Genomic DNA, 26,847 nt, shown 5'->3' on the forward strand with positions numbered 1-26,847 from the left:
TGAATTTCAGCATGTCATCGTTTTGTAAGCGCTTTATTTTTACTTGTAATTACCAACATCTTACGGGAGAATTTTTTTCCTATATCGGAAACGATAATTATGATAAGAAATAAGAACATATATTGTAAAATAATAAATTTCTTTGCGACTTCTTTACATTATTAGAAAACTGTACTGAAACAGAACTCGATTTGTATATAATAGAATGATAGAAAGAGGGGAAGTAAATGAAAGATAGTGCAGTAATGGACCAAGATCTACAAACGCCTGAACCAAGGACAGTCTCTATATTTGGCTATGAATTAATTAGAGAAGTTCTTCTCCCTGAGATTTTCGGCAAGGACACTCCTGAAATTCTTTACTGGGCAGGGAAACGTCTCGCTCGAAAATATCCTTTGGAAAGCTACGAAAGCCTGATAGATTTTTTTGCAAAAGCTTCATGGGGTGAGTTAGAAATTAAGAAGGAAACAAAAAATGAGCTGGAATTCGAGTTGGCAAGTCCAATGATTGTATCGCGTGTTAAATCAAAAGCGGAAAACTTCTTTCAACTTGAAGCCGGCTTTCTAGCTCAGCAAATCGAAGTCCAAAAAGGGGCTATTGTGGAAACCTTCGAACACCCGGTCAAAAAATCGAACAAAGTTTGCTTCACCGTCAAATGGGATAAAGACTAAAAGAAAGGGGGGGAAAAGCCCCCCTTTTCTTAAGGCATAAATTCAACTACGCCTCATGAACCGTCCAGCCGGACTCGCCAATCGGCGAATTTTCATTTAATTTTGCCCAAGTTCAAATGCTTCGTGCAGGGCTTCTACTGCTTTGAGCATATTTTTTTCTTCTACTACAGCTGATACTTTGATTTCTGAGGTGCTGACCATCTTTACAGGAATATTGCTGTTCGCAAGAACCTCAAACATTTTCGCAGCCACACCAGGATTAGAAATCATTCCGGAACCAACAATTGATACCTTTGCCAGTTTATTCTCTGCATCAAGCTGGTCATAGGCAAGTATTTCTTTATTGTTTTCCAGCACATTTAAGGTTGGGATCCAATCATCGGTATGGATGGAAAAGGAGAGATTGGCTGCGCCCTCATCTGTTGTGCTTTGAATAATAATATCCACGTTAATGTGATTTTTGGCCAATGTCGTAAAAATAGTTGATAAGCTTGTTAATGAATTTCTAAGCCCTAAAACAGTAACCCGTGTAATTCCATCTTCAAACGCGACTCCGCGTACGACTAAATTTTGTTCCATCGTTGCTTCCCCCTCAATTACAGTTCCTTCAACCTTCTCCATGCTAGAGCGGACCTCAAGCCTTACATTATAATTTTTTGCAAACTCGACCGCTCTTGGATGTAGAACTCCCGCACCCAGATTGGCCAGTTCAAGCATTTCATCATACGATACTGATAATAATTTCCGAGCGTTCTTGACATAACGGGGATCCGTTGTAAATACCCCGGTTACATCGGTATAAATATCACATTTATCCGCATTTAGCGCAGCCGCCAACGCAACGGCAGTTGTATCAGAACCCCCGCGTCCGAGCGTAGTGATTTCCCCGTCTTCAGTAACCCCTTGGAATCCGGCCACAATGACGACTTTTCCAGCATCAAGCTGGTTTTGAACAGCATCAGTGTTTATTTTCGAAATCCTCGCATTGCCGTGAACAGGCTCTGTCATAATTCCAGCCTGCCAGCCTGTAAAGGAAACAGCCTCCAGTCCTTTTTGGTTTAAGGCCATTGAAAGCAATGCGATCGTTACTTGCTCACCTGTTGAGAGCAGCATATCCATTTCCCGCTTATTCGGCTGCTCTGATATTTCCTTTGCCATATTAACAAGCTGGTCCGTTGATTTTCCCATCGCCGAAACAACGACCACTACTTGGTTTCCACGTTCCTTTTCCCCCCGCACACATTCTGCGACATTTAGAATTTTTTCAATGCTGCCAACGGAGGTTCCGCCAAATTTCTGTACTATTAAGCCCATGTCTTCCCCTTCTCTCAGTCATTCTTGTAAAAAAATAAAAAGCAATGGGAGCATATCCCATTGCTTTGAAAACACAAAATTAACATTTTCGCGTTAGTAGACAATGAAAGATAGCGCTCCAAGACAACAGTCTTGACAATCCGGCATTTTTTCAATGACGAACCAGCAAGGAAAATAATGAGTGTTTCCCAACTTCGGCGAACATTCCCTTTCAAAGCCCATCGTTGAAGCTCATCCTTCTCCGGGCCTTTACTCTTGAAGCTCGCACCTCTACCTTCACTTTACTTATAAAAGTGATAGTCTATTAAATTTTTATTCATTATAGCATAGTAATACTAGAGTGACAATTACTGTGACTGAAGTTTTTTTATTAATTCTTCTGCCACATTTTGGGGGATGCCAATCTCTCTAAATTCCTCAAGGGTTGCCTCTCTCATTTTCTTAACGGAGCCAAATTCCTTTAATAGCTGCTTCTTGCGTTTTTCGCCAATCCCAGGAATGTCGTCAAGTAAGGATTGGAATGCAGTTTTACCGCGTGTCTGCCGGTGGAAGGTAATCGCAAAGCGGTGAACTTCATCCTGGATTCGCTGGAGTAAATAAAATTCCTGGCTATTGCGGGCAAGCGCTACAATTTCCAATGGATTCCCATACATAAGCTGTGATGTGCGGTGCTTCTCATCCTTGACCAGTCCAGCAAGAGGAATGTCCAGCCCCAATTCATTTTCTAGTACATCACGGACAGCTTCCACATGTCCCTTTCCACCGTCAATGATGATCAAATCAGGCAGCGGAAGCTCTTCCTTTAGAGCCCTCGAGTATCTTCGTCTCGTTACCTCTCTCATCGATTCATAATCATCCGGGCCTTCAACAGACTTAATTTTATATTTCCGATATTCCCGCTTGTTTGCTTTCCCGTCTGTAAAAACAATCATCGCTGACACCGGGTCTGTCCCTTGAATGTTAGAGTTATCAAATGCCTCGATCCGGTGAGGCGTATATATGCCAAGCATTTCTCCAAGGTTTTCAACGGCTTTGATCGTTCTTTCCTCATCTTTTTCAATAAGAGAGAACTTCTCATTCAAGGCGATTTTCGCATTTTTAATTGCCATTTTGACAAGGTCCTTTTTCTGGCCCCGCTGCGGCTTAATGACTTTTACTTCCAATAACTGCTCTGCCATCTGCAAATCCACATCGTCCTGGATGAGAATTTCCTTCGGTTTAAAATGGTTCGTCTTTTGATAAAATTGGCCGAGGAAGGTAAGGATTTCTTCTTCCGGCTCATTATAGATAGGGAACATCGAAACGTCTCGTTCAATCAGCTTCCCTTGGCGCACAAAAAATACTTGAACACACATCCAGCCTTTGTCAACGGCATAGCCGAATACATCACGGTCAGTAAAATCAGTCATCGTGATCTTTTGTTTTTCCATGATTGTTTCAATATGAATGATTTTGTCACGGAATTCCTTTGCTCTTTCAAAATCAAGCTCTTCCGCGGCAGCCTGCATTTTTTCAGTTAGGTCCTTTTTTATTTCATTATAACCGCCATTTAAAAAGCGGGTAATTTCATCGGTCATTTGTTTATACTGTTCTTCAGAAACCTCATTTACGCAAGGCGCCAGGCACTGCCCCAAGTGATAATAGAGGCAAACTCGGTCAGGAAGCGTAGAACATTTGCGGAGCGGGTAAATCCGGTCAAGCAGTTTCTTTGTTTCGTTGGCCGCGCCTACGTTGGGATATGGACCAAAATACTTACCTTTATCCTTTTTTACTTTTCTTGTAATAATTAGCTTTGGGTGTCTTTCTGCAGTCAGCTTAATAAATGGATAAGTCTTATCATCCCTAAGCATGACATTATATTTTGGGTCATATTTTTTTATTAAATTTAATTCAAGCAGAAGTGCTTCGATATTGGATGAGGTCACGATATACTCAAAGTCTTCAATCTCATTTACCAAGCGAAGTGTTTTCCCATCATGCGAACCGGTAAAATAAGACCGGACACGGTTCTTTAATACTTTCGCCTTACCAACGTAGATAATCGATCCTTGACGATCCTTCATCAAGTAGCAGCCGGGTTGATCCGGCAGCAGCGTTAACTTTTGTTTAATGGTTTCATTCATTCCGGCCGCTCTCCTCTCTGCCGTTTTAATCATATACTTATAAATTTTAAAACAATCTGCAGGTAAATTAAAGTGGGAGTCTCTAGAAATAAAAAAACCTTAACCGATATTCCGGTTAAGGTTTCTTTGTTTTGAAGATTATAGATGTTTTTGTAGTAACCCTGCTAAAGCTTCTTTTGGTTGGAAGCCGACAGTTTTATCAACAACTTCACCGTTTTTCAACACTAGTAAAGTTGGAATGCTCATTACTCCAAAATTAGAAGCTGTCTGCGGATTTTCATCCACATCAAGTTTCGTAATTTTTACTTTATCTCCCATTTCAGCATCAAGCTCTTCTAAAACTGGCGCAATCATTTTGCAAGGTCCGCACCATGGTGCCCAGAAATCTACAAGAACAAGACCTGAACCTGTTTCAGCCGTAAAGTTTTGATCTGTTACGTGTGCAATAGCCATTTTTCATTGCCTCCCTAATTATTACTTAAATCTAACGAAAGTATAACATCGTTTGGAAAATCACGCTAATAATCTGTTTCGCAGGTAATTTTCCCATTTTGCCTAGTAAGTATTCTATGCAAACTCATGATAAAGGCGAGCGGAACATCCCGCTCGCCCTCATAAATTATTATGAATGAACTTTAAGCTTTTTAAACTCTTCAGTTAAAAGTGGAACAACTTCGAACAAGTCACCAACGATACCGTAGTCTGCCACTTTGAAGATGTTTGCTTCAGGATCTTTGTTAATGGCTACAATAACTTTAGAGTTGGACATACCTGCAAGATGCTGGATAGCGCCGGAAATACCGCAGGCAATGTATAGGTCTGGAGTTACAACCTTACCAGTTTGGCCAATTTGCAGGGAGTAATCACAGTATTCAGCGTCACATGCACCGCGGGAAGCTCCAATTGCTCCACCTAATACAGCAGCCAATTCTTTTAGAGGTGCAAAGCCTTCCGCGCTCTTCACGCCGCGTCCGCCGGAAATAACGACTTTTGCTTCGCTCAGGTCTACACCTTCAGTAGCTTTTCTGACTACCTCTTTAACGATGGCGCGAAGGTCTTTGATTTCCACAGAAAGGGAAGAAACTTCACCGCTTCTTGACTCATCTTTTTGTAGTGGAGCAATGTTATTTGGACGAACAGTAGCAAAGATTAAACCGTCAGTCACAATTTTCTTTTCGAATGCTTTACCGGAATAGATTGGTCGTGTAAAGACAACGTTTCCTCCAGCCACTTCAACAGCTGTAGCATCAGAAATTAGACCTGATGAAAGCTTAGCAGCAATTCTTGGAGAAAGGTCTTTTCCAAGTGCTGTATGACCGAAAACAAGACCTTCTGGCTTTTCTTGGTCAATGACAGCTAATAGTGCTTGAGAATAGCCATCTGATGTATACTGCTTTAATTTTTCGTTTTCAACAACAACGACGCGGTCTGCACCGGATTGAATTAATTCTGCACCAAGGCTTTGTACTGCTTCTCCAAGCAATACTCCTACTACTTCTCCGCCTTCAGCAACAGTTTTAGCTGCAGCAACTGCTTCAAAAGATACATTACGTAAGGATCCGTCGCGAACTTCTCCTAAAACTAATACTTTTTTAGACATTAGTGTTTACCTCCTGCAAATCAATTTTTATGATAAACCGATTAGACTACTTTTGCTTCAGTGTGGAGCAGTTGAACAAGTTCTTTTACTTGGTCGGCTAAATCGCCAGATAAAACCTTGCCTGCTTCTTTCTTTGGCGGCAGGTAAATTTCAATTGTTTTTGTTTTAGCTTCCACATCATCTTCTTCAAGATCAAGATCATCTAATTCCAGCTCATCAAGAGGCTTTTTCTTTGCCTTCATGATCCCAGGCAATGATGGATAGCGCGGCTCGTTCAAGCCTTGCTGAGCAGTTACTAAAAGCGGAAGGCTTGTTTCAATTACTTCAGAATCCCCTTCAACGTCACGAGTAACAGTTGCCTTTGTTCCATCGATTTCAAGCTTTGTAATCGTGGTTACGTAAGGAATGTTTAGAAGTTCAGCCACACGCGGTCCAACCTGGCCAGATCCGCCGTCAATGGCAACATTTCCGCCAAGGATTAAGTCAGCATTTTTATCTTTTAAGTATTCAGCAAGAATTTTGGCAGTTGTAAATTGGTCGCCATTTTCAACGTCATCTTCAGTATTGATGAGAACAGCCTTATCTGCACCCATGGCAAGCGCAGTACGCAATTGCTTTTCAGCTTCTTCGTTGCCGACAGAAATAACGGTTACTTCGCCGCCGTTTGCATCACGGACCTGAATCGCTTCTTCAATGGCGTATTCATCATAAGGGTTAATGATGAATTCAGCACCATCTTCATTGATTTTGCCGCCGGAAATCGCAATCTTTTCCTCTGTATCAAAGGTTCTTTTCATTAATACAAAAATGTTCATGGTTACCCTCCTAAATATTCAAACATTTGTTTAGTTTGAAAGATTGAAAAAATTTTTTGTAAAAAAATATAATAAGCTTCCTAGCGAGCACTCGCTCGGAGGACTAGGAAAGTTTATTCACCTTTAAAATGAGGTTCTCTTTTTTCAATAAAAGCTTGAATGCCTTCTTTGGCATCTTTTGAAACAAATACTTCACCAAAAAGTTCTGATTCCCGCTTTACACCTTCATAAAATTCTTTTGTTTTTGAATAGTTTAATAGTTCAATAGCGGCTTTGACAGAGCCAGGGCTCTTCTTGGCAATTTTTCCTGCAAGTTTATAGGCTTGTTCTAAGACTTCATTTTCCGGATAAGCATGGTTAGCAAGCCCATATTGAACCGCTTCCAATCCAGTGATTGGCTCGGAGGTTAACATCATCTCCGCCGCTCTTGCTGTTCCAACATATTTTGGCAGACGCTGGGTACCAGCAAAGCCTGGAATGATCCCAAGCTGCAATTCAGGAAGACCTAGTTTCGCGGTTTCACTAACAAGACGGATATGGCATGACATTGCCAGTTCAAGCCCGCCGCCTAGTGCTGCACCATGGATTGCGGCAATAATAGGTTTTGGAAACTTCTCCATCCGGTCAAACAAATCTTGTCCAAATTTGCCAAGATTTGAAAAACCTTCTGAAGAACTTACTGTTGTAAATTCTTTAATATCGGCACCTGCCGAGAAAAAGCGGCCTTCACCATGGATGACAACTGCTCTAATCTCGCGGCTTGGTTCAATTTCATCTAGTGCTGCGGTTAATTCCCGTAAAAGGCCTGATGAAAGCGCATTTGCCGGAGGACGCTGCAACGTAATGGTTGCGATGGAGTCCTCCACTGACCATTTTAAATATTCCATAGTATCCCTCCTCTAATTTGTGATCTAGCAGCCTGCAAACCCGTTGATTAAAAGACGATGGACTTTAGGTGCAAGCGCTGTTAAATTAAACTTCTCCTCGTTCAACACCCATGAAGTAACGATTTCATCAATGGTGCCGAAGACCATTTGCCGGACCAGTCGAACATCCAGGGTTTCTGAGAACTCACCAGTTTCTATGCCTTCAATGATAATCTTGTCGATCACCTGCAAGTAGCCTTTCAGAACATTATTGATCCGCATCCGCAATTCCTTATTGGATTGGCGTAATTCCAGCTGTGTGACGATTGCCATATGATGGTCTTCCGATAGAAGCTGAAAATGAGTTTCAACCAACACTAATAATTTCTCTGCCGCTGTCTTTTTTCCTGCAATTTCTTCATCTATTTTTTCAACAAAACTACCCATTTTTTCTTCAAAGAGTGAGATAAGGATGTCTTCTTTGTTTTTAAAATACAAATAAATCGTGCCATCAGCCACTCCTGCTTGCTTGGCAATCTTTGCAACCTGGGCTTGGTGGTAGCCGTTTTCAGCGATGACAATCACTGCAGCATCGATAATTTGCATGTATTTTGGTTTCATTTTTTTCACTTACGTTCCCCCCTTTGAAGAAAAATTTACAAACCAATCAAAATTAAAAAGAAAAATATGAATGAATAATCATTCATATTTTTATAATAGATTTTATATATCTTTCTGTCAAGAAAGACAAGCTACTTTCTTCATAATATTTTAAAAATTAATATTTGGCAAGTTATGCGTGCTTTTTAGCCTCTTCTTCCAGTTTTTGAATTTCCTCATCGACCAGTATTCTTCGCAGTATTTTTCCTACAGCGGTTTTCGGAAGTTCTCTTCTGAATTCGTAAAGTCTTGGCACTTTATAAGCAGTAAGAAATTTTCTGGCAAACTTGTTCATTTCCTCTGCGGTAACCGTTGCGCCCTCTTTTAAAACAATGTACGCCTTAACCGTTTCACCCCGATAAGGGTCAGGCACACCCGCGACGACTGCTTCGACGACATCGGGATGTTCATATAAAACTTCTTCTATTTCGCGCGGATAAATATTAAATCCGCCGGCGATAATCATGTCTTTCTTCCGGTCAACCACATAAAAATAACCGTTTTCATCCATGTATCCCAGATCACCTGTATACAGCCAGCCGTCTTTTATTGTTTGCGCTGTCTCCTCGGGACGATTCCAGTATCCCTTCATTACCTGCGGACCTTTAATGATCAGTTCGCCAATTTCTCCAGCAGGCATCTCTTCTCCCGTTTCAGAAGATACAATTTTGGAATCCGTATCAGGATACGGAACGCCGATGCTGCCCTTAACTCTTACTGCCCCCCATAAGAAGTTGGAGTGAGTAACTGGTGATGCTTCTGAAAGACCATAGCCCTCGACAAGCTTACCACCTGTAATAGCCTCAAATCTTTCCTGGACTTCATGCGGAAGCGGAGCCGAGCCGCTGATACATGCCTCAATTGAGGATAAATCATATTTTTTCAAATCTGGATGTTTTAACAGGCCGATAAAAATCGTTGGTGCTCCCGGAAAAAGCGTTACTCGGTGTTTTTGTATTGCTTTCAACGTCTCAAGCGCATCAAATTTAGGCATTAAAATTAATTTAGCGGCCATCTTTACGGACAGAATCATAACTGTGGTTAAGCCAAAGACATGGAAGAACGGCAATATTCCCAAGATGACTTCTTTTGCTGGCTGGACTTTAAAGACCCAGGCCTGGTTCATCGTGGTATTGGCATTAACATTTTTATGGGTTAGCATGACCCCTTTGGCCACGCCGGTCGTTCCACCGGTATATTGAAGCAAGGCAATATCCTCATCAATATCGAAGTCATATTCCATTAATTTTTTCTTCTTTTGTTTTAAAACCTCTGTCAGCAAATGGGTGCTGCCCTCATGTTTTACATTTACAACAATTCCGTATTGTTTTTTCTGGATGTAAGGGTAAACTAAGTTTTTAGGAAATGGGAGGAAATCTTTGATAGCGGTAACAATGATATGTTTTAAAGCAGTGTGCGGCATTACTTTTGCGACGCGCGGATAAAGGATATCCATTGTGACAATGACCTTTGCGCCAGAATCATTCATTTGGTGTTCAAGCTCTCGTTCTGTGTATAATGGATTGGTTTCCACGACTACCCCGCCGGCGATCAGAATTCCGAAGAAGCAGATAACGTTTTGCGGGCTATTCGGAAGCATAATTGCAACACGGTCACCCTTTTGAACTCCAAGATTTGCCTGCAGATAGCCGGCAAAGCTTTGGGCATCTTCATAGAGCTGTTTAAAGGTAAGCTCCTTCCCCATAAAGTGGAGTGCCACTTTATCCGGAAACTTCTTGGCTGTTACTTCCAAGTATTTGTGTACTGGTTCTGTGGAGTATTCCAGTGTGGCAGGTACTTCTTTAGGATAATTTTTCAACCACGGTTTTAACTCCGACATAATATGCCCCCTTACGTTTATTAAATTGTGAAAATTCTAACATCTAAACCTATTATAGAACAAATTTTTACAATAAACAATTTCCATTTCCATATCTTGAAATAATTACTACCTTTTGTCTATCAACTAAATAAGCAATAGTTTATCTAGTCTATTCACGTTTCAAATTCATGATTTTTTTCGTAATCATTATGTTTATAAAATAAAAAATCACCGTGCAATAATTTCACACGGTGATTTTCCTTATATTTAAAATAAGAGATAGATAACGCCCAGCACCACGAATAGTCCGCATAATCCTATTAGTACTTTTGCTAATGTTTCCACAAACTCTCTCCCCTTATGATATTCCTGCCCCGATGACATAGGATAGCCCAATGGAAATAATCATCGAAATCAAGCCTACAGCCCGATTATCATTTTGAATTTCTTCATCAATTTTAAACTTTGGAGTTAAAAATTCAAAGATAAAGTAACCGGCCAGCAGCAGTACAAAGCCGTATATGCCCCAGCCAATCATGGAAAGCAATGAACTGTGGTCTTCAATGGTATGTCTAAAAATATTGGCAACGCCAAAAATTTTTCCGCCGGTTGCCATTGCCACAGCCAAATTTCCCTTCTTTATTTCATCCCAATTTTTGTATTTCGTAACCATTTCGAAAATGGCTAAAAATACAATCATACATAAAATGACAACACTGTAATAGGCCGCTATTTGAATATATTCGTTTTCCCAGAACTGGTCCATTGCCTACTCTCCCCTGAATCTATTTGCTAATCGGAATTTTTTCAAATTCCGAACGCATAAATTCAACTACTCCTCTGCCTTCGTCCTAACGGACTTGTCAATCGGCGAGTTTTCATTTAAATTCAACGACGGTGACACCTGAACCGCCTTCACCGGCTTCTCCAAAGCGGATTTTCTTGACGGAGCGATGGTTCCGCAAATACTCCTGAACTCCTTGTCTCAATGCACCTGTTCCTTTTCCATGGATAATGGAAACACGCGGATAATTGGCCAGCAGGGCATCATCAATATATTTTTCCACTTTTAAGAGAGCATCCTCATAACGTTCTCCCCTCAGGTCCAATTCAAGCTTCACATTGGAATCCCGCCCCCTAACAATCGCCAGCGGCTTCATTTCCGTTTGTTTTGTTTGAGAAGCACCGATATATTCTAAATCCTTTTCTCTAACCTTCATTTTTAAGATGCCTATCTGCACCTGCCATTCGTTATCCGAGACTTTATCCACCAGAATTCCGTTTTGGTTAAACGTAAGTACCTTTACCTCATCCCCTGGTGTGAAAGTATACTGTTTCGTTTTCTTATTGATGAGCTTATCCGATTTCTTGATTTCCGGTGCCGCACCTTCTAGGCGCCTTTTTGCTTCAATTAATTCGTGTTCTTTGATATCAGCATGCTTTTCGGTCCGCATCTTGCGAAGGTCGCGAATTACTTGTTCCGCTTCTCTTTTCGCCTCTTCGACGATTACCTCCGCCTTTTCTGCGGCTTTCTCAAGCATCGAGTCCTTCTTCTCATAAAACTCGATCATTTGCTGTTGCAAGTCTTTGTGCAGCATTTCAGCCTGCTTTAAATAATCAAGAGCCTCATCACGGTCGTTTTCAGCCTGACGTCTACTTTCTTCAAGAGAGGCAATCATCTTGTCAATTTGATTTGTATCCTCGCTTACATGCGATCGTGCGGCCCCAATGACCCGCTCATTCAGGCCCAGCCGTTTCGAGATTTCAAAAGCATTGCTCCGGCCTGGGACGCCTAAGAGCAGCTTATAGGTTGGACTTAATGTTTCTACATCAAACTCAACACTTGCATTTAACACACCTTCACGGTTATAGCCGTATGCTTTTAATTCCGGGTAGTGGGTTGTAGCAACCACCCTTGCTCCTCGATTATGAACTTCGTCTAGAATGGAAATGGCCAATGCAGCCCCCTCCTGCGGGTCCGTACCAGCCCCCAGTTCATCAAACAGGACGAGGCTGTTGAAATCAACCCTTTCTAAAATGTCAACAATGTTCACCATATGAGAGGAAAATGTACTCAAGCTTTGTTCAATCGATTGCTCATCACCAATATCGGCGTAGACGGCCCCGAACACAGCCAGTTCAGAACCATCCAGGGCTGGTACTTGCAGGCCCGCCTGTGCCATCAAGGTGCATAGGCCGAGCGTTTTTAAGGTAACCGTTTTTCCCCCGGTGTTTGGACCGGTAATGACAATGGTCGTATAGTCTTTGCCGAGCATAATATCGTTCGCGACCACTTCCTCGAAAGGAATTAAGGGGTGTCTTGCCTTATATAAGGAGATTCTGCCCTCATTGTTCATCGCCGGCATAGACGCTTTTATCTTTCGCCCATAGCGGACTTTTGCAAAAACAAAATCCAAATTGGCCAAAATCTTTACAATGACCTGAAGTTCACTCTCGTATTCTGCTGCCTTGGCGGAAAGCTCTATTAAAATCCGCTCAATCTCCAGATGCTCTTTCACTCGGATATCCTGGAGCTGGTTATTCAGCTGCACAATCACTTGAGGTTCGATAAATAGCGTCTGCCCCGATGAACTTTGATCATGAATAATCCCGCCATAATGCCCGCGGTATTCCTGCTTTACAGGTATGACAAAACGGTCATTACGAATCGTTATAATCGCATCGGAAAGCATCTTTTGAGCACTAGAAGAGCGAATCATGCTTTCCAGCTTTTCACGTACCCGCGCTTCGCTGGTACGAAGCTGATGTCTTAACGAACGAAGCAGTTCGCTTGCGCCGTCAAGGACTTCACCGCTTTCGTCAATGGCCATTTTGATGGCCTGCTCGAGATCCGTTAGTGGAATAATTTGATCCACCTGATCAAGTAATATTGGAATTTCCGTCCTTTCCTCAGCAATTTCCTCCAAGAAACGCTTCATTTGGCGGCTTGTATGAATTGTGCTGGCAATCTGAACAAGCTCATGCGGGCTCAAAACACCACCAATTACAGAGCGTTTTATATGCGGGCGAATATCGTGAATGCCTGAGAGCGGTACATTGCCTTTTATACGTAAAACAGTTGCCGCCTCATCTGTTTCGGCTTGCAGCTTAACGACCTCATCATAGTCTGTTGAGGGCACCAAATTTTTTATTTTTTCTCTTCCAAGGGAGGAGGAAGAATGCTCTAACAACTGCTCCCTGACCTTGGTAAACTCTAAAACCTTTAAAACTCTATCTTGCATGAGGGCGAGCCTCCTTTTTTATCGATTATGCAGAAAATTAAGCAAGTCCTTTTTATCCAGGGCATTAATTACAGTTGATTTTTTAATCCAGCCTTTTTTAGCCGCGGACACACCGATTTCCATATGCTTTAATGTATCCAATTGATGGGCGTCGGTGTTGATTAATATTTTTACGCCAGCCTCCTGGGCTTTCCGTAAATGCTCTGCGGCAAGGTCAAGCCGGTTTGGATTCGCGTTCAACTCTAATGCTGTGTTCGTTTCTTTCGCCAATTGGATCAGTAGGTCCATATCCACTTCATAGCCCTCGCGACGGCCAATTTTCCGGCCGGTCGGATGGGCGATTAAATCAACATGGGCATTTTGCAGAGCGTTCTTTAGGCGCTCCATGATTTTTTCCTTTGGCTGTGAAAAAGCTGAATGGATGGAGGCGATCACAAAATCCATTTCCGCTAGAAGTTCATCATCGTAATCCAGACTTCCGTCCGGTAAAATGTCCATTTCCACACCAGATAAAATCAAAAAGTCATCATATTTTTCATTTAGCTTCTTAATTTCTTCTTTTTGCTGCAACAGTCTTTCGCGAGTTAATCCGTTCGCCACCTTCAGATACTGAGAATGGTCGGTAATAGCCATGTATTGATAGCCCCTGGCCCGGCAGGCCTCCACCATTTGTTCAACCGTATGGGCCCCATCACTCCAGGCCGAATGCATGTGCAGGTCGCCTTTGATGTCTTCAAGTTCGATTAATTCCTCATCGGCTTTGAATGTATCTACTTCTCGGCCATCCTCTCTCACTTCAGGAGGGATAAATGGAAGGTCGAAATGCTTGAAAAATTCCTCTTCGGAAGAGAAGGTGAGGATTTCCCCTGTTTCCAAGTTTTCAACGCCGTATTCACTTATTTTTTCGCCGCGTTCCTTAGCTAATTGTCTCATCCGCACGTTATGGTCCTTTGAACCGGTAAAATGGTGCAGCGTTGTAATAAATTCCCCCGGCTTCACCAAGCGGAAATCAACGGATATATCATAATCAAATTCCAAGGTAACTGATACCTTTGTATCCCCTGCGCCAATCACTTCTTTAATATTCGGCAATTTTAACAGCTGTTCACGGACAGTTTCTGGCTGATCAGTAGCAATGATAAAATCCAGATCCTTAATAGTTTCCCGCATCCTCCGCAGGCTTCCAGCCCTTGAGAACCGGTCAATATTGGTGAATTTCCCCAGGTTCACTTCAATCCACTCCGCAATCGGAAGCATGTAAGCGAGGGGCAGCCGCTCTGGTCTTGTCCCCACGTTCGAGATTGCACTTAAGATTTTTTCCTCCGTCTTCTTTCCAAAACCCGCCAGCCCCTGTACTCGGCCGGCTTCACATGCTTCTTTTAAGCTTGATACATCGGTAATTTCTAATTCCTGATAAAGCTTGGAGATTTTTTTACCACCAAGACCTGGGATTTGCAGAAGCGGAATCAAACCTGGCGGAACCTCTTCCTTTAGCTCCTTTAAAACGGTGGAAGAACCTTCCTTTATGTATTCTTCGATAACAGCAGCCGTCCCTTTGCCGATACCGGATAGTGCTGTAAAGTCGTCTATTTCTGTTAAACTTCGGTCGTCGGTCTCAAGCGCTGTGGCTGCCTTCCGAAAAGCTGAAATTTTAAAAGGATTTTCGCCCTTTAATTCCATATAAATCGCTATTGTCTCTAATAGGCGAATAACTTCTTTTTTATTCACTTCCATTAACTCCACCTGCCTTTAATTAACACATTTTCATTTTAACCTTTTTTCCAACAATAGAAAAACTTCTCTGCATTAGAGAAGTTCACGCAGCTTTATATTCGATCCACCAGTCCTTGATCTGCTGTGAGAGGACCGGGGTGTAATTCACAATCGCCTTTGCCATGAAGGAGCCGTCTAGCATATTTTGGAAAATCTCAATTGGTAATAAGGCGCCAATATATAATACAATAAAGATAATTAAATAGACTTCCAAAAATCCTAAAATTCCACCAGCCCATACGTTCAACAGCCTTAGTACCGGTAAATGGGCGATAAAATCAAACATGGACCCGATAATCTGCATAATCACCTTTACAGCAAAAAAGATAATAACAAAAGCAATCGCCCGATAAAAGGCGGTCTCCATGTTTGCGGCATCAGTGATAATTTTTAATGCCGTATCCTCACCAAGGTTTGGGTAAGGAATCCAAAGGGTCAGTTTTGGCGCAAGTTCGTCGTAGTAAATATAGGCGGCGATGTAGGCAATGATGAACCCTGTTAAATGTACAAGCTGCAGAATAAAGCCTCTTTTAAGGCCGACAAAAAAACCAATAATCAAAAATAAAATAATTACTAAATCTAACATTGTTTTTATTCCTTTTCTTTTTGAAGTTCTATCGTCAGTCGTTCCATCTCTTCTTTTATTTTGATATAATCATTGACTGCGTTAACTGCTGTTAAAACTGCAAGTTTATTTACCTCGAGTCCTGGATTCTTAGAACTAATTTCGCGCATTTTAGCGTTGACCAACGATGCTACATAGCGAATATGACTCGGACTTTCCGTGCCTAAGATCACGTATTGTTGCCCGTAAATTTCTACGGTAATTCTATTTTTCTGAGTATTCGACAATGTTAATGCCCCTTTCAGGAATCCTACAGTATATCATAACATGAAAAGATTAAAGTCGAAAAGTTGTAATAATGAATATATTTAATAGAAATGTGGTGCTTTTAATGGCAAATGTTGTTTTAGTATGTAATATGAATACAATTTTAAAGATGAAAGACTTTTACAGCAAGCATTTAACGGATAAGGTTCCGCCCGGAAGCGTGTTTGCCGCGAAAACTCCCGGTTGTGCCATTACCGCTTATAAATCGGGAAAGGTTTTGTTTCAGGGGAATGATTGTGAGAAGGAAGCGGGAAGATGGGGCGGGGCCGCTTCAGGAGCCGGGCCTGCCACGAAGGCAGCCGGCAATGGAAAAATGACGTCTTCCTCTGCCAAGGCAGGGGCGGGGCTTCCGGCCGGTTTTAGTGAATGGTCTGTCATTGGTTCGGATGAAGTCGGAACTGGGGACTTCTTCGGTCCGATTACGGTTGTCGCTGCTTATGTACGGAAAAAGGATATTCCTTTATTAAAAGAATTGGGAGTTAGAGATTCGAAGGATTTAAACGATGACAAAATAATTGAAATCGCAAAGGTGATCAAGGATATTGTTCCCTTTAGCCTCATGACATTAAAAAATGAAAAGTATAATCAGGTTCAGGCGGCAGGAATGTCACAGGGAAAAATGAAGGCATTGCTTCATAACCAGGCGATATTGAAGGTTTTAGAAAAAATTTCACCGGAGAAGCCTGACGCTGTTTTAATTGACCAATTTGTGCAGTCGGGAACCTATTATCAGCATCTTAAAGGGCAGAAATCCATTGTTAGGGAGAATGTTTATTTCAGCACGAAGGCCGAGGGCATCCATTTAGCCGTGGCCGCAGCAAGTATTCTCGCCCGGTATGCTTTTATCCAATACATCGATAAACTCAGCGAAGCGGCCGGTTTTCGCCTGCCGAAAGGGGCCGGGTCTCAGGTGGATGAGGCTGCTGCCAAGCTTATTTTGAAAAAAGGGCAAAGAGTGCTGCCGGGGTTTGTGAAGATTCATTTTGCAAATACGGATAAGGCGCTGGCATTAGTTAATAAAAAGAAGAAGTAAGATTTTGGGGAGGGGTCAAATTGAGATTAAGTGATGAAGAAGTTGCTTTAGTGCTTAATAGTCTAACCGGCTGGAAACTGGACGGCAAGTTCATCGTAAAAAAGTACCGCTTTCAAGAATTTTTAAAAGGGATTGCATTCGTTAATGACATCGCCCAATTATCCGAAGAAAAAAATCACCATCCATTCATATCGATTGACTATAAAATGGTCACTTTAAAAATAACCTCCTGGCATGCTGGAGGTTTAACTGACCTAGATATCTCCCTTGCAAAACAATATGACACCCTCTACGAAAAATACAACTAAACGCAAAAAGAGTATCCACGCCAATGGATACTCTTTTTTAATACTTATCCCCTTAAAACCGCACCTGCTTGCTCTTTTAATGCCTCAAGCACGCGCGCGTGAACCTTTGTTACCTCTTCATCTGTCAAAGTACGTTCTGGATCCACATATTTCAATGAGAACGCAATCGACTTCTTGCCTTCCTCCATCTTATCGCCCTCATATAAATCAAAGACATAAGCTTCTTTCAAAAGAGGTGAACCAGCTTTAACGATAATATCCTTCAACGTGCCTGACACCGTTTCTCTGTTTACTACAAGAGCAATGTCTCTTGTAATGGATGGGTAGCGCGGAATAGACTGATATTGCAGTGCTTCCGTTTCTACACCAAGAACTGCTTTTAATGATAATTCAAATACATAGGTATCTTTTAAATCTAGGTCTTTTTGGACGCTTGGATGCAGCTGGCCGGCAAACCCGATTTTCGAGCCATCCAACCGGATTTCAGCGGTGCGCCCTGGGTGCATGCCTTCTACTTGTGCTTGAACATATGAGACACGTTCTGTCAGACCTAGCTTTGCGAATAATCCTTCCAAAATACCTTTTAAAACGAAGAAATCAACAGGTTTCTTTTCGCCCTGCCAAGAATGATTGTTCCAAAGACCGGTAATCGCTCCAGCCAAATGCTCTTTTTCTTCAGGAAGAACTTCCACACCGTTGGATAAAAAGACATTTCCGGTTTCGTATACTGCTAGGCTGTCATTTTGACGAGCACTGTTGTATTTCAATACTTCCAGCAGCTGTGGCAGGATGCTTAGGCGAAGTATACTGCGGTCTTCGCTCATTGGCATCGCCAGGCGAATGAAATCCCGCTTTTCCATAGCAAACTGAGATGCTTTTTCTTCACTTGTTAAAGAATAAGTTACGGCCTGGTACAGACCGGCTCCTTCTAAATAAGCACGGACGACACGGCGTTTCTTTTGGTATTCAGATAGCTTTCCTGGTGTTGTGGAACCAATCGGCAAGGTTTTCGGGATGTTGTCATAGCCGAATAGGCGGGCAACCTCTTCGAGTAAATCCTCTTCGATTTTGATATCGCCGCGGCGTGTTGGTGCCGTTACAGTAACCGTGTCCCCTTCAACAGAAACCCCAAATTGAAGGCGGTTGAAGATGGCTTCCACATCCTTCATTTCAAGGCCGGTTCCAAGTACGCGATTGATTTTTTCAAGAGTAACTGAAACCACTGCCGGCTCAACAGTTAATGTATCAACCTCTGCTGCACCTTCTAACACTTCACCGCCAGCGTACTTAGCCATTAAGTAAGCTGCACGTTCACCAGCAACACGTACACGGTTCGGGTCTACCCCTTTTTCAAACCGGGCGCTAGCTTCACTGCGCAGGCCGTGATCTTTAGACGCTTTTCTTACTGTTGCTCCGTTAAAATAAGCTGCTTCCAATAACACAGTAGTCGTATCAGAAGTTACCTCAGAATTGGCACCGCCCATTACACCAGCAAGCGCAACAGGTTCTGTTCCGTTCGTGATCACTAAATGGTCAGCCGTTAATGTGCGCTCTACATCATCAAGCGTCACAAATTTCTCGCCATCATTCGCACGACGGACAAGGATTTCTTTTGAACCTAAACGGTCGTAGTCAAACGCATGAAGCGGCTGGCCATATTCGAGAAGAATGTAGTTTGTGATATCAACCACGTTATTGTGCGGACGGATTCCCGCAGACATTAAGCGGGTTTGCATCCAAAGTGGTGACGGCCCGATTTTCACATTTTTAATCATTTTCGCAACGTATAGCGGATTATCCTCAGTCGCCTCGACAACAACCTTTACATAATCCGTTGCCTTTTCACTAAGCGGCTCTAGGCTTGTTTCCGGAAGCGTAACCTCTCTGCCAAGAATCGCTGCCACTTCATAAGCAACACCTAACATGCTTAAGCAATCAGCACGGTTTGGCGTTAACCCAAGTTCAAGAACTTCGTCGTCGCGATTCAACAAGGCAAGTGCATCTGTCCCGACCTCTGCATCTGCTGGAAAAACAAAGATTCCTTCTGCGTATTCTTTAGGAACAATTTTTCCTTCCATGCCAAGCTCTTGTAGAGAACAAATCATACCATTTGATTCTTCCCCGCGAAGCTTCGCTTTTTTGATTTTAAAATTGCCTGGAAGCACGGCGCCTACTTTCGCAACGGCAACCTTTTGTCCTTGGGCGACATTCGGTGCACCGCAAATAATTTGAACCGGCTCACCTTCGCCAATATCAACCTGGCACTTGCTTAATTTATCGGCATTTGGATGCTGCACGCGTTCTACAACGTGACCAACAACTACACCCTTAATGCCCTCATTCAGGATTTCTACACCTTCTACTTCAATCCCGCTTTTGGTAATTTTTCCAGCTAATTCATTTGCCGAAACTCCAGTTAAGTCTACGTAATCCTGGAGCCATTTATATGAAACGAACATATCGTCAACCTCCTATTCTTCCACCGAAAATTGCTTTAAGAAACGAACATCATTTGTATAGAAATGACGGATATCATCAACACCGTATTTCAGCATCGCAATCCGCTCAGGTCCCATTCCAAAAGCAAATCCAGTGTATTTCTTTGAATCATAGCCAGCCATCTCAAGTACGTTTGGATGAACCATTCCTGCGCCAAGGATTTCAATCCAGCCTGTCTGCTTACAAACATTACAGCCATGGCCGCCGCATACTTTACAGGAAATATCCATCTCAACGGAAGGTTCTGTGAATGGGAAAAAGCTTGGGCGAAGACGGATTTCACGGTCTTGGCCGAACATCTTTTTAGCAAATACATCCAATGTTCCCTTAAGGTCACTCATGCGGATATTTTCGCCTACCACTAAGCCCTCAATTTGCATGAACTGATGTGAGTGCGTCGCATCATCATTGTCGCGGCGGTATACTTTACCAGGGCAGATGATTTTGATCGGACCTTTGCCGTTGTTCTTTTCCATCGTCCGGGCCTGAACCGGCGATGTATGGGTGCGAAGCAAGATTTCTTCCGTAATGTAGAAGGAATCTTGCATGTCGCGGGCTGGGTGGCCTTTCGGCAGGTTCAACGCTTCGAAGTTATAATAATCCTGCTCTACCTCAGGTCCTTCTGCTATTTCATAGCCCATTCCGATAAACAAGTCTTCGATTTCCTCGATGATTTTTGTTAATGGATGATGGTTCCCAACCTTAACAGGACGCCCTGGAAGGGTGACGTCAATGCTTTCAGAAGCCAATTTTTCTAAGACAGCAGCTTCTTCCAGGTGATTTTGCTTAGCTTCGATTTTAGCAGCGATGGCTTCACGTACTTCATTAGCGAGAGCTCCAATCACCGGACGCTCTTCCGCCGATAATTTGCCCATGCCACGCAATACCTCGGTAATCGGGCCTTTTTTCCCTAAATATGCAACACGGATGTCATTCAAGTCTTTTAAGCTTGAAGACTGTTCCACTTTCTGAATTGCTTCTTCCTGCAATTCTTTTAAACGCTCTTGCATTTTGTTTCCTCCTTTATTTTTTATGTAAAAAATAAAAAACCCCGCCCCCAAAAAAGGGACGAGGTATTAGATCGCGGTACCACCCTTGTAAACACGTATGTATACACATATTGTGTTCGCTTCATTCAGATAACGGCTGTAGCCGGGCGCATCTTTACATCTCCAACGGAAATGGTCCCGATGCCGACTCGGGAGGTGAACTTCTCCTGCCCTGTCCATAAAAGTGCTTTCAGTCGCGGCACTTTCTCCCTAAAAATGGCCATTTGACAAGATACTCTTCTCCGTCATTGTCTTTTAAATATCAACATTGTTGATTATTATATACTAATTTTTTGAGTGTTTCAAATTTATTTTTTCAAGTAATATAAAAGAATTCCTGCCGCAACCGCGACATTCAGCGATTCGCTTTTGCCGTAAATCGGAATATAAAGGTTGGCGGTTGTTTGGGACAGAAGTTCTTTATCCATGCCGCTCCCTTCATTGCCGACAATCAGGGCGAAAGCTTCACCGGTTGAAATATCAGTATATGCAGAAGCTCCCTCAAGTGCTGTTCCATACACAGGTATATTTTTTTCTTTCAGTTTTGCCGTCCATTCTTGAAGGTCGCCTCTTATGATTGAAAGGTGAAAGTGACTTCCTTGAGCGGAACGCAGAACCTTTCCGTTAAAGACATCGACGCTGCCTTTGCCTACAATTACCGCATCGATTCCCGCCGCATCTGCTGTCCGAATCATCGTGCCGAGATTTCCCGGATCTTGAACAGCATCGATTAGGAGGTACGTTTTTGCATTTTTCAAGTCTGTTTTTTGATCGGTTTGCCGGCAGACAGCATAAATCCCCTGGGGCGTTTCCGTTTCCGATAAGGAATCGGCGATTTCCTCCGTCACCATGTAAATGGGTGTCTGACCAGCATCGAGGCGAGGCGGCACACCTATTTTTTCAGAAATAATGATTTCTAAAACCTGTTCATCCTGTTTAAGTGCTTCTTCCACTAAATGAAAGCCTTCCACTAAAAATGTATCTGAGCGGTCTCGCTCTTTTTTCGTTAAAAGCTTTTTCCATTGCTTAACCTGCGGATTTTGCTGCGATTGTATATATTTCAATTTTGTTTCCCCTTTAAAAAATTACTCTGATTTTAACATTATAGCCCAATTAAAATACATATTAAAACCAAAATTAGAAATGATAATAAATGAAAACTCGCTGATTGGCGAGTCCGATAGGACGAAGACAGAAGCGTAGTTGAATTTATGCGTTAGGGAATTATATATTTGGGGAATTTTATAATTCCCTATTAGCTAAAGAATTTAAGCTTAAAGAAGGAGTGGCCCATTATGAATTTCAATTTGCGAAATGCTGTAATTCACAATGTTTCCAATAATTCGCAAGACCAATTAGAGGATACCATTGTCGATGCGATTCAAAGCGGAGAAGAGAAAATGCTGCCAGGTTTGGGCGTGTTATTTGAAGTTATTTGGCAAAATTCATCTGAACAAGAGAAAAAAGAGATGCTTAGCACGCTTGAAAGCGGGTTAAAGCATTAAAAATTGGTTTGGAAGCCGCTGGCCGATGGGTTGGCGGCTGTTTTTTTGAGGGGAGGGTAGGGGCTATCGGCGAATTATTGAGTTCTATCAGCGAATCGGAGCACTCTATCGGCGAATCGTCAAAATACAAAAAATCCCCGGCGCAAACACAGCAACCGGGGACCCCAATAACCTATTCAAACGTAATCTTGTCAACAGCCTCGCGATCCAAACGCTTTATGACCTCTACAATCAGCTTAACAGCATTTTCATAGTCATCACGATGGAGCATTGCAGCATGTGAATGAATATAGCGAGTCGCAATCGTAATCGCCAGTGCAGGTACACCATTATGCGTTAAATGGATGGAGCCAGCATCTGTTCCACCGCCTGGGATGGATTCAAACTGGTAAGGGATGTTGAGTTCATCCGCAGTATCCGTTACAAAATCACGCAATCCCTTGTGCGCTACCATTGAAGCATCATAGACAACCACTTGCGGCCCTTTGCCCATTTTGCTCATCGCTTCTTTTTCGCTAATTCCAGGTGTATCGCCGGCAATACCTACATCAACAGCAAAGCCGATATCAGGCTGGATTTTATAAGTAGCTGTCTTGGCACCGCGTAAGCCAACCTCTTCTTGAACATTTCCGACGCCGTAAACAACATTCGGATGATCAACACCTTGCAATTGCTTTAAAACATCAATCGCAATCGCACAGCCGATGCGGTTATCCCAAGCTTTCGCAAGAAGCATCTTTTCATTGTTCATTACGGTGAATTCAAAATATGGCACGACCATGTCTCCAGGACGCACGCCCCACTCAGATGCTTCCTCCCGGCTTGATGCACCGATATCAATAAACATATCTTTGATTTCAATTGGCTTCTTGCGGGCTTCCGCTGATAAAACATGCGGCGGCTTAGATCCGATAATCCCTGTTACATTGCCCTTTCTTGTTACAATGGTCACTCGCTGGGCAAGCATCACCTGGCCCCACCAGCCACCGACCGTTTGAAAGCGCAGGAAGCCTTTGTCATCAATCGCCGTCACCATAAAGCCAACTTCGTCCAAGTGACCGGCTACCATGATTTTAGGGCCGCCCTCTTTTCCAACCTTTTTGGCAATTAAACTGCCTAATCCGTCAGTGGTGATTTCATCTGCATATGGTGCTATGTATTTTTTCATGACTTCGCGCACTTCACGCTCATTGCCTGGAATTCCATTGGCATCGGTTAAATCCTTCAGCATGGTCAATGTTTCATCCATTTTTGCCATTATTTAGCCCCCTTTTATATGTACGATCATTTTCATTATAACGAAACTATTTGACAATTAACAAATTAATAGTTGTTTTGCTGTCTTTGATAATTTACTTCGTTTTTTGAAAAATATGCCTGTTCCATTTCTTCATAAGATATCCCAAGCAGGGCTGCCAGCTGCAAATATGCTACGAATAATCGCAGGTAATCCTCAAAACCTTTTGATTTTTGAAAAATTGTGACCCCTTCATAAACACTTAAGAACTGTTCTGTCACGCTACACTCAGGCTGTGCAGCCATTAATTCCATTCCCTTTTGATCAAATCCGCACTCAATCCCCAACGATAAAATAAAATGCACCCCATCAACGAACTCCTCAAGAATCACATCTTTTGGTGATGAAGGCTTAACGCTCCAAAATTTAAAGCAGCGGGTTTCGTTAGCGAGCTCACCAAGCTCAACTAATAAGGCGAGAATTTTTCGGCTGAATAAATCCTCGTCCTGAAGCTGGTGTTTTTCTTCAATATGCGAATCTAATGCCTTTTGCATTTGAAACAACTTCACAAGGTTCATTTTTAAAACACTCCCTTTATAATAAGTATCACATCGATGATTGCCAGAATCGGAAAGCCAATCTTGAACTGCAGATGCTTTGTTTTATGCCGGAAAAAGTACATCCCAACCGCAGCGCCAACAGCACCGCCAAATAACGCTGCAAGCCATAACGTTCTTTCCCGAATCCGGTATTGATGTTTCTTCGCTCTGTTTTTATCAACGCCCATTAAGCTGAACGCAATTATGTTTATAGCCATAATAGCTGCCCATAATCCTGCCATAAAAAATCTCCTCTACAGAAAAGGCCATCCTCATCAGAGAGAATGGCCATATCTTTAATTACTTATTTATTTGAGCTTTAGCAGCGTTTGCTAATTCAGCAAATGCGTTAGCATCGCTGATTGCTAATTCAGCAAGCATTTTGCGGTTTACTTCGATACCAGCAAGCTTTAAGCCATGCATTAAACGGCTGTAAGAAAGACCGTTGATGCGAGCTGCTGCGTTGATACGAGTGATCCAAAGTTTGCGGAAGTCGCGCTTCTTTTGGCGACGGTCGCGGAATGCATACATTAAAGATTTCATAACCTGTTGGTTAGCAACTTTGTATAATGTATGTTTTGAACCGTAATAACCTTTAGCTAATTTAAGAACTTTTTTACGACGTTTGCGAGTAACTGTACCGCCTTTTACACGTGGCATGTAATTTCCCTCCTAGTTTAAATCAATGCTTATATCGATTACTTCACGTTAGTTAATAGTTGACGAATGCGTTTGAAATCACCTTTAGATACAAGTGAAGACTTGCGAAGCTTACGCTTAGCTTTTGTAGATTTGTTTGCGAATAAGTGGCTTGTATAAGCGTGGTCACGCTTTAATTGACCAGATCCAGTTTTCTTGAAACGCTTAGCAGCGCCGCGGTGAGTTTTCATTTTTGGCATTGGGATGTCCTCCTTATTACTTTTCGATTTTAGGTGCTAAAACCAAGAACATGCTACGGCCATCCATTTTTGGATGAGACTCAATCGTAGCAACTTCCTTACACTCTACTGCAAAACGGTCTAATACTTTCTGACCGATTTCTTTATGGGTAATTGCCCGGCCCTTGAAACGGATGGAGGCCTTTACCTTGTCGCCTTTTTCCAAGAACTTAATAGCATTGCGAAGCTTTGTATTAAAGTCGTGCTCATCAATTGTTGGACTTAAACGAACTTCTTTTGTCGTGATAATCTTTTGGTTCTTTCGAGCTTCTTTTTCTTTCTTTTGATTCTCGAATTTAAATTTGCCGTAGTCCATAATCCGGGCTACCGGAGGCTTAGCGTTTGGTGCTACAAGCACTAAATCTAAATTCACTCGTCCGGCAATCTCCAGCGCTTCGATTTTGGATTTAATTCCTAACTGCTCGCCATTTTGATCAATCAAGCGAACTTCACGAGCGCGAATCCCATCATTTACTAACATGTCTTTGCTAATAATTAGCCACCTCCAAGGTTTAATCAAGAATACAACGTTTGGAAAAACATACTCCCCACCAAGATTTTTTTATGTTTGGCAGTCCATGAGAAGTACAAATAAAAAAGTGTGGATGTACACACCCACACTTTACGAACAAAGTTAAAATAACTAAAAGTCCTCGTAAAACCTGCCAACTGCCAAACTGCGTCAATCAGGTGAGAAGCGGGTGCTTCTTCTTTTCCTAGAAACAAGTATTCAATTTATACCTTAGATACTATATCACAAGCAAAGAACTTTTGTCAAATGAACTCCTTTTGTGACAACGAAATTTATTTTACCAGGAAAGCGGAAATTATTCAACATATTTTTATTACAGGTAAAAGTTAACAAAATATTCATTCCTAGGAGAATCATTCTTTATTAAAATAAATTTGGAGAAAGGATGTGGCTAAATGGCATATAAACCGCGAACCGAGTCTGAAGAATTACTCATTTTAAGAGTGTTAAATGCCCGGATGACTTTATCAGATGATGACAAGAAGCATTATCTACGACTAAAAAAGGGATATGAAGGAGTGATAATGTTTGATGAGCTGACGGAACAGCTCAGATGCGAATGCTTTATTTTAAACGATTTGCTGTTTACGGTAAACAATCAAACTTTTCAAATTGACTCATTGATTATTGTGCCTGGACAGATTTATTTGTGTGAAGTAAAAAATTATGAAGGTAATTATTTTTACGAGTTAGGACCAGAATCCGAACCAGAATCAGATAGATTATATAAGCTGCCAAAGACTGAATATACTAATCCACTTTACCAGTTAAATAAAAGTAATTCTTTGCTCCGCCAATTGCTCCAGAACCTCGGAGTTAATCTGCCGATTGAAGCCAAGGTGATTTTCATCAATCCCAAGTTCACGCTATACCAGGCTCCCCTCACCAAGCCCTTTATTTTTCCAACACAGGTATCCAGTTATTTAGAAAAATTGGACAAGTCGCCATTGAAGCTAACTGACTATCACAAGAGGCTTGCAGATAAACTAGTTTCTCTCCATATTAAAAAATCACCTTATACACAATTGCCTTCATATCGATATGACCAGCTGAGAAAAGGACATACCTGTAAAATCTGCGACTCGTTTTCGATTTCTATTGAAGGAAAGAATTGTATTTGCTTGGATTGCGGGCATGAAGAGTTGGTGACAGACGCTGTTTTGCGATGTGTGAGGGAAATTAAGCTGCTTTTTCCTGGGATGAAAATAACGACTAATGTTGTTTATGAATGGTGCGGGGTTGTTGAATCTAAAAAGAGAATCAGAAGGATTTTGAATAAGCACTTTAAAGCAATTGGGGTTAGTTCAAATACTTTTTTCGAGTAAGTCCGGAACGATTTTGTCCGAAGGTTACCCGGGTTCGGACACTT

At 42.1% G+C, this 26,847-nt stretch carries 28 protein-coding genes, 1 riboswitch and 1 other annotated feature; of the genes, 5 read left to right on the forward strand and 23 right to left on the reverse strand.

The genetic code is table 11. The features are described 5' to 3' along the window. The first annotated feature begins 227 nt into the window (after positions 1-227). Positions 228-671: a YslB family protein gene (locus tag KHB02_RS19815; protein ID WP_213144664.1), complete on the forward strand. Its 444-nt coding sequence runs from the start codon at positions 228-230 to the stop codon at positions 669-671. A gap of 96 nt (positions 672-767) precedes the next feature. Here KHB02_RS19815 and KHB02_RS19820 read toward each other — a convergent pair whose 3' ends face one another. The 13 genes from KHB02_RS19820 to zapA form a co-directional block, all read right to left on the reverse strand. Further along, positions 768-1,985 carry an aspartate kinase gene (locus KHB02_RS19820; RefSeq protein WP_213144663.1) on the reverse strand — a complete coding sequence of 406 codons (1,218 nt, stop codon included), beginning with the start codon at positions 1,983-1,985 and terminating at the stop codon, positions 768-770. Positions 1,986-2,088: 103 nt separating this feature from the next. Then, a riboswitch (Lysine riboswitch) is annotated at positions 2,089-2,266 on the reverse strand. Between the two features lie 66 nt (positions 2,267-2,332). Further along, on the reverse strand, positions 2,333-4,108 hold the full coding sequence (uvrC, locus tag KHB02_RS19825; protein WP_213144662.1) for an excinuclease ABC subunit UvrC: 1,776 nt from the start codon (positions 4,106-4,108) through the stop codon (positions 2,333-2,335). Between the two features lie 138 nt (positions 4,109-4,246). Continuing rightward, a complete protein-coding gene (gene trxA / locus KHB02_RS19830) occupies positions 4,247-4,561 on the reverse strand; it encodes a thioredoxin (RefSeq protein ID WP_213144661.1) in 315 nt (104 codons plus the stop codon). Between the two features lie 169 nt (positions 4,562-4,730). Then, positions 4,731-5,708 (reverse strand): electron transfer flavoprotein subunit alpha/FixB family protein, encoded by a 978-nt coding sequence (locus tag KHB02_RS19835; protein WP_213144660.1) that lies wholly within the window; start codon positions 5,706-5,708, stop codon positions 4,731-4,733. Between the two features lie 41 nt (positions 5,709-5,749). Continuing rightward, the gene (locus KHB02_RS19840; protein ID WP_213144659.1) at positions 5,750-6,523 is read right to left on the reverse strand and encodes an electron transfer flavoprotein subunit beta/FixA family protein; all 774 of its coding nucleotides are present in this window, start codon (positions 6,521-6,523) and stop codon (positions 5,750-5,752) included. Between the two features lie 113 nt (positions 6,524-6,636). Next, entirely contained in the window at positions 6,637-7,410 is a 774-nt protein-coding gene (locus KHB02_RS19845; RefSeq protein ID WP_213144658.1) for an enoyl-CoA hydratase, read from the reverse strand. Positions 7,411-7,434: 24 nt separating this feature from the next. Next, the gene (locus KHB02_RS19850; protein ID WP_213144657.1) at positions 7,435-8,019 is read right to left on the reverse strand and encodes a TetR/AcrR family transcriptional regulator; all 585 of its coding nucleotides are present in this window, start codon (positions 8,017-8,019) and stop codon (positions 7,435-7,437) included. A gap of 163 nt (positions 8,020-8,182) precedes the next feature. Next, the gene (locus KHB02_RS19855) at positions 8,183-9,889 is read right to left on the reverse strand and encodes an AMP-binding protein (protein ID WP_213144656.1); all 1,707 of its coding nucleotides are present in this window, start codon (positions 9,887-9,889) and stop codon (positions 8,183-8,185) included. Between the two features lie 340 nt (positions 9,890-10,229). Then, entirely contained in the window at positions 10,230-10,637 is a 408-nt protein-coding gene (locus tag KHB02_RS19860) for a DUF350 domain-containing protein (RefSeq protein ID WP_213144655.1), read from the reverse strand. Between the two features lie 112 nt (positions 10,638-10,749). Beyond that, positions 10,750-13,113: an endonuclease MutS2 gene (locus tag KHB02_RS19865; RefSeq protein ID WP_213144654.1), complete on the reverse strand. Its 2,364-nt coding sequence runs from the start codon at positions 13,111-13,113 to the stop codon at positions 10,750-10,752. An 18-nt stretch (positions 13,114-13,131) separates the two neighbouring features. After that, positions 13,132-14,847, reverse strand: coding sequence for a DNA polymerase/3'-5' exonuclease PolX (polX, locus tag KHB02_RS19870; RefSeq protein ID WP_213144653.1), 1,716 nt, complete (start codon positions 14,845-14,847; stop codon positions 13,132-13,134). Positions 14,848-14,929: 82 nt separating this feature from the next. Then, complete coding sequence (locus KHB02_RS19875; RefSeq protein ID WP_213144652.1) at positions 14,930-15,472, reverse strand: CvpA family protein; 543 nt, start codon at positions 15,470-15,472, stop codon at positions 14,930-14,932. Between the two features lie 5 nt (positions 15,473-15,477). Beyond that, a complete protein-coding gene (zapA, locus tag KHB02_RS19880; RefSeq protein ID WP_213144651.1) occupies positions 15,478-15,738 on the reverse strand; it encodes a cell division protein ZapA in 261 nt (86 codons plus the stop codon). Between the two features lie 104 nt (positions 15,739-15,842). Here zapA and rnhC point away from each other — a divergent pair, with 104 nt between their 5' ends. Together rnhC and KHB02_RS19890 are read left to right on the forward strand one after the other, a co-directional pair. After that, entirely contained in the window at positions 15,843-16,811 is a 969-nt protein-coding gene (rnhC, locus tag KHB02_RS19885) for a ribonuclease HIII (protein WP_213144650.1), read from the forward strand. Positions 16,812-16,831: 20 nt separating this feature from the next. Next, entirely contained in the window at positions 16,832-17,119 is a 288-nt protein-coding gene (locus tag KHB02_RS19890; protein WP_213144649.1) for a 4a-hydroxytetrahydrobiopterin dehydratase, read from the forward strand. Positions 17,120-17,163: 44 nt separating this feature from the next. On the opposite strand, the gene pheT is transcribed toward KHB02_RS19890, so the two are convergent. The 4 genes from pheT to KHB02_RS19910 all read right to left on the reverse strand — a co-directional run bounded on the left by pheT (position 17,164) and on the right by KHB02_RS19910 (position 21,731). Continuing rightward, positions 17,164-19,578, reverse strand: a complete 2,415-nt coding sequence (pheT, locus tag KHB02_RS19895) for a phenylalanine--tRNA ligase subunit beta (RefSeq protein ID WP_213144648.1) — start codon at positions 19,576-19,578, stop codon at positions 17,164-17,166. A gap of 12 nt (positions 19,579-19,590) precedes the next feature. Then, on the reverse strand, positions 19,591-20,628 hold the full coding sequence (pheS, locus tag KHB02_RS19900) for a phenylalanine--tRNA ligase subunit alpha (RefSeq protein WP_213144647.1): 1,038 nt from the start codon (positions 20,626-20,628) through the stop codon (positions 19,591-19,593). 125 nt (positions 20,629-20,753) lie between these two features. Beyond that, positions 20,754-20,891, reverse strand: a complete 138-nt coding sequence (locus KHB02_RS19905; RefSeq protein ID WP_241113983.1) for a hypothetical protein — start codon at positions 20,889-20,891, stop codon at positions 20,754-20,756. An 84-nt stretch (positions 20,892-20,975) separates the two neighbouring features. Continuing rightward, complete coding sequence (locus KHB02_RS19910) at positions 20,976-21,731, reverse strand: TrmH family RNA methyltransferase (RefSeq protein ID WP_213144646.1); 756 nt, start codon at positions 21,729-21,731, stop codon at positions 20,976-20,978. A 231-nt stretch (positions 21,732-21,962) separates the two neighbouring features. Between KHB02_RS19910 and sspI the strand changes: the two genes are divergently transcribed. Further along, a complete protein-coding gene (gene sspI / locus KHB02_RS19915) occupies positions 21,963-22,172 on the forward strand; it encodes a small acid-soluble spore protein SspI (RefSeq protein ID WP_213144645.1) in 210 nt (69 codons plus the stop codon). A 172-nt stretch (positions 22,173-22,344) separates the two neighbouring features. On the opposite strand, the gene KHB02_RS19920 is transcribed toward sspI, so the two are convergent. The 6 genes from KHB02_RS19920 to infC all read right to left on the reverse strand — a co-directional run bounded on the left by KHB02_RS19920 (position 22,345) and on the right by infC (position 25,427). After that, entirely contained in the window at positions 22,345-23,430 is a 1,086-nt protein-coding gene (locus tag KHB02_RS19920) for a M42 family metallopeptidase (protein WP_213119946.1), read from the reverse strand. 65 nt (positions 23,431-23,495) lie between these two features. Further along, positions 23,496-23,987: a dUTP diphosphatase gene (locus KHB02_RS19925; protein ID WP_213144644.1), complete on the reverse strand. Its 492-nt coding sequence runs from the start codon at positions 23,985-23,987 to the stop codon at positions 23,496-23,498. Between the two features lie 2 nt (positions 23,988-23,989). After that, positions 23,990-24,250 (reverse strand): DUF1294 domain-containing protein, encoded by a 261-nt coding sequence (locus KHB02_RS19930; RefSeq protein WP_213144643.1) that lies wholly within the window; start codon positions 24,248-24,250, stop codon positions 23,990-23,992. Between the two features lie 58 nt (positions 24,251-24,308). Continuing rightward, on the reverse strand, positions 24,309-24,668 hold the full coding sequence (gene rplT, locus KHB02_RS19935) for a 50S ribosomal protein L20 (protein WP_213144642.1): 360 nt from the start codon (positions 24,666-24,668) through the stop codon (positions 24,309-24,311). Positions 24,669-24,706: 38 nt separating this feature from the next. Next, positions 24,707-24,907: a 50S ribosomal protein L35 gene (gene rpmI / locus KHB02_RS19940; protein ID WP_213119942.1), complete on the reverse strand. Its 201-nt coding sequence runs from the start codon at positions 24,905-24,907 to the stop codon at positions 24,707-24,709. A gap of 16 nt (positions 24,908-24,923) precedes the next feature. After that, complete coding sequence (gene infC / locus KHB02_RS19945; RefSeq protein WP_277398316.1) at positions 24,924-25,427, reverse strand: translation initiation factor IF-3; 504 nt, start codon at positions 25,425-25,427, stop codon at positions 24,924-24,926. Between the two features lie 106 nt (positions 25,428-25,533). Beyond that, positions 25,534-25,665 (reverse strand) — a sequence feature (ribosomal protein L20 leader region). Between the two features lie 208 nt (positions 25,666-25,873). Between infC and KHB02_RS19950 the strand changes: the two genes are divergently transcribed. Next, entirely contained in the window at positions 25,874-26,803 is a 930-nt protein-coding gene (locus KHB02_RS19950; RefSeq protein ID WP_213144641.1) for a nuclease-related domain-containing protein, read from the forward strand. The last annotated feature ends 44 nt before the right edge of the window (positions 26,804-26,847 follow it).

Source organism: Neobacillus citreus, from assembly GCF_018343545.2.
Classification (GTDB): Bacteria; Bacillota; Bacilli; order Bacillales; family Cytobacillaceae; genus Neobacillus; species Neobacillus citreus.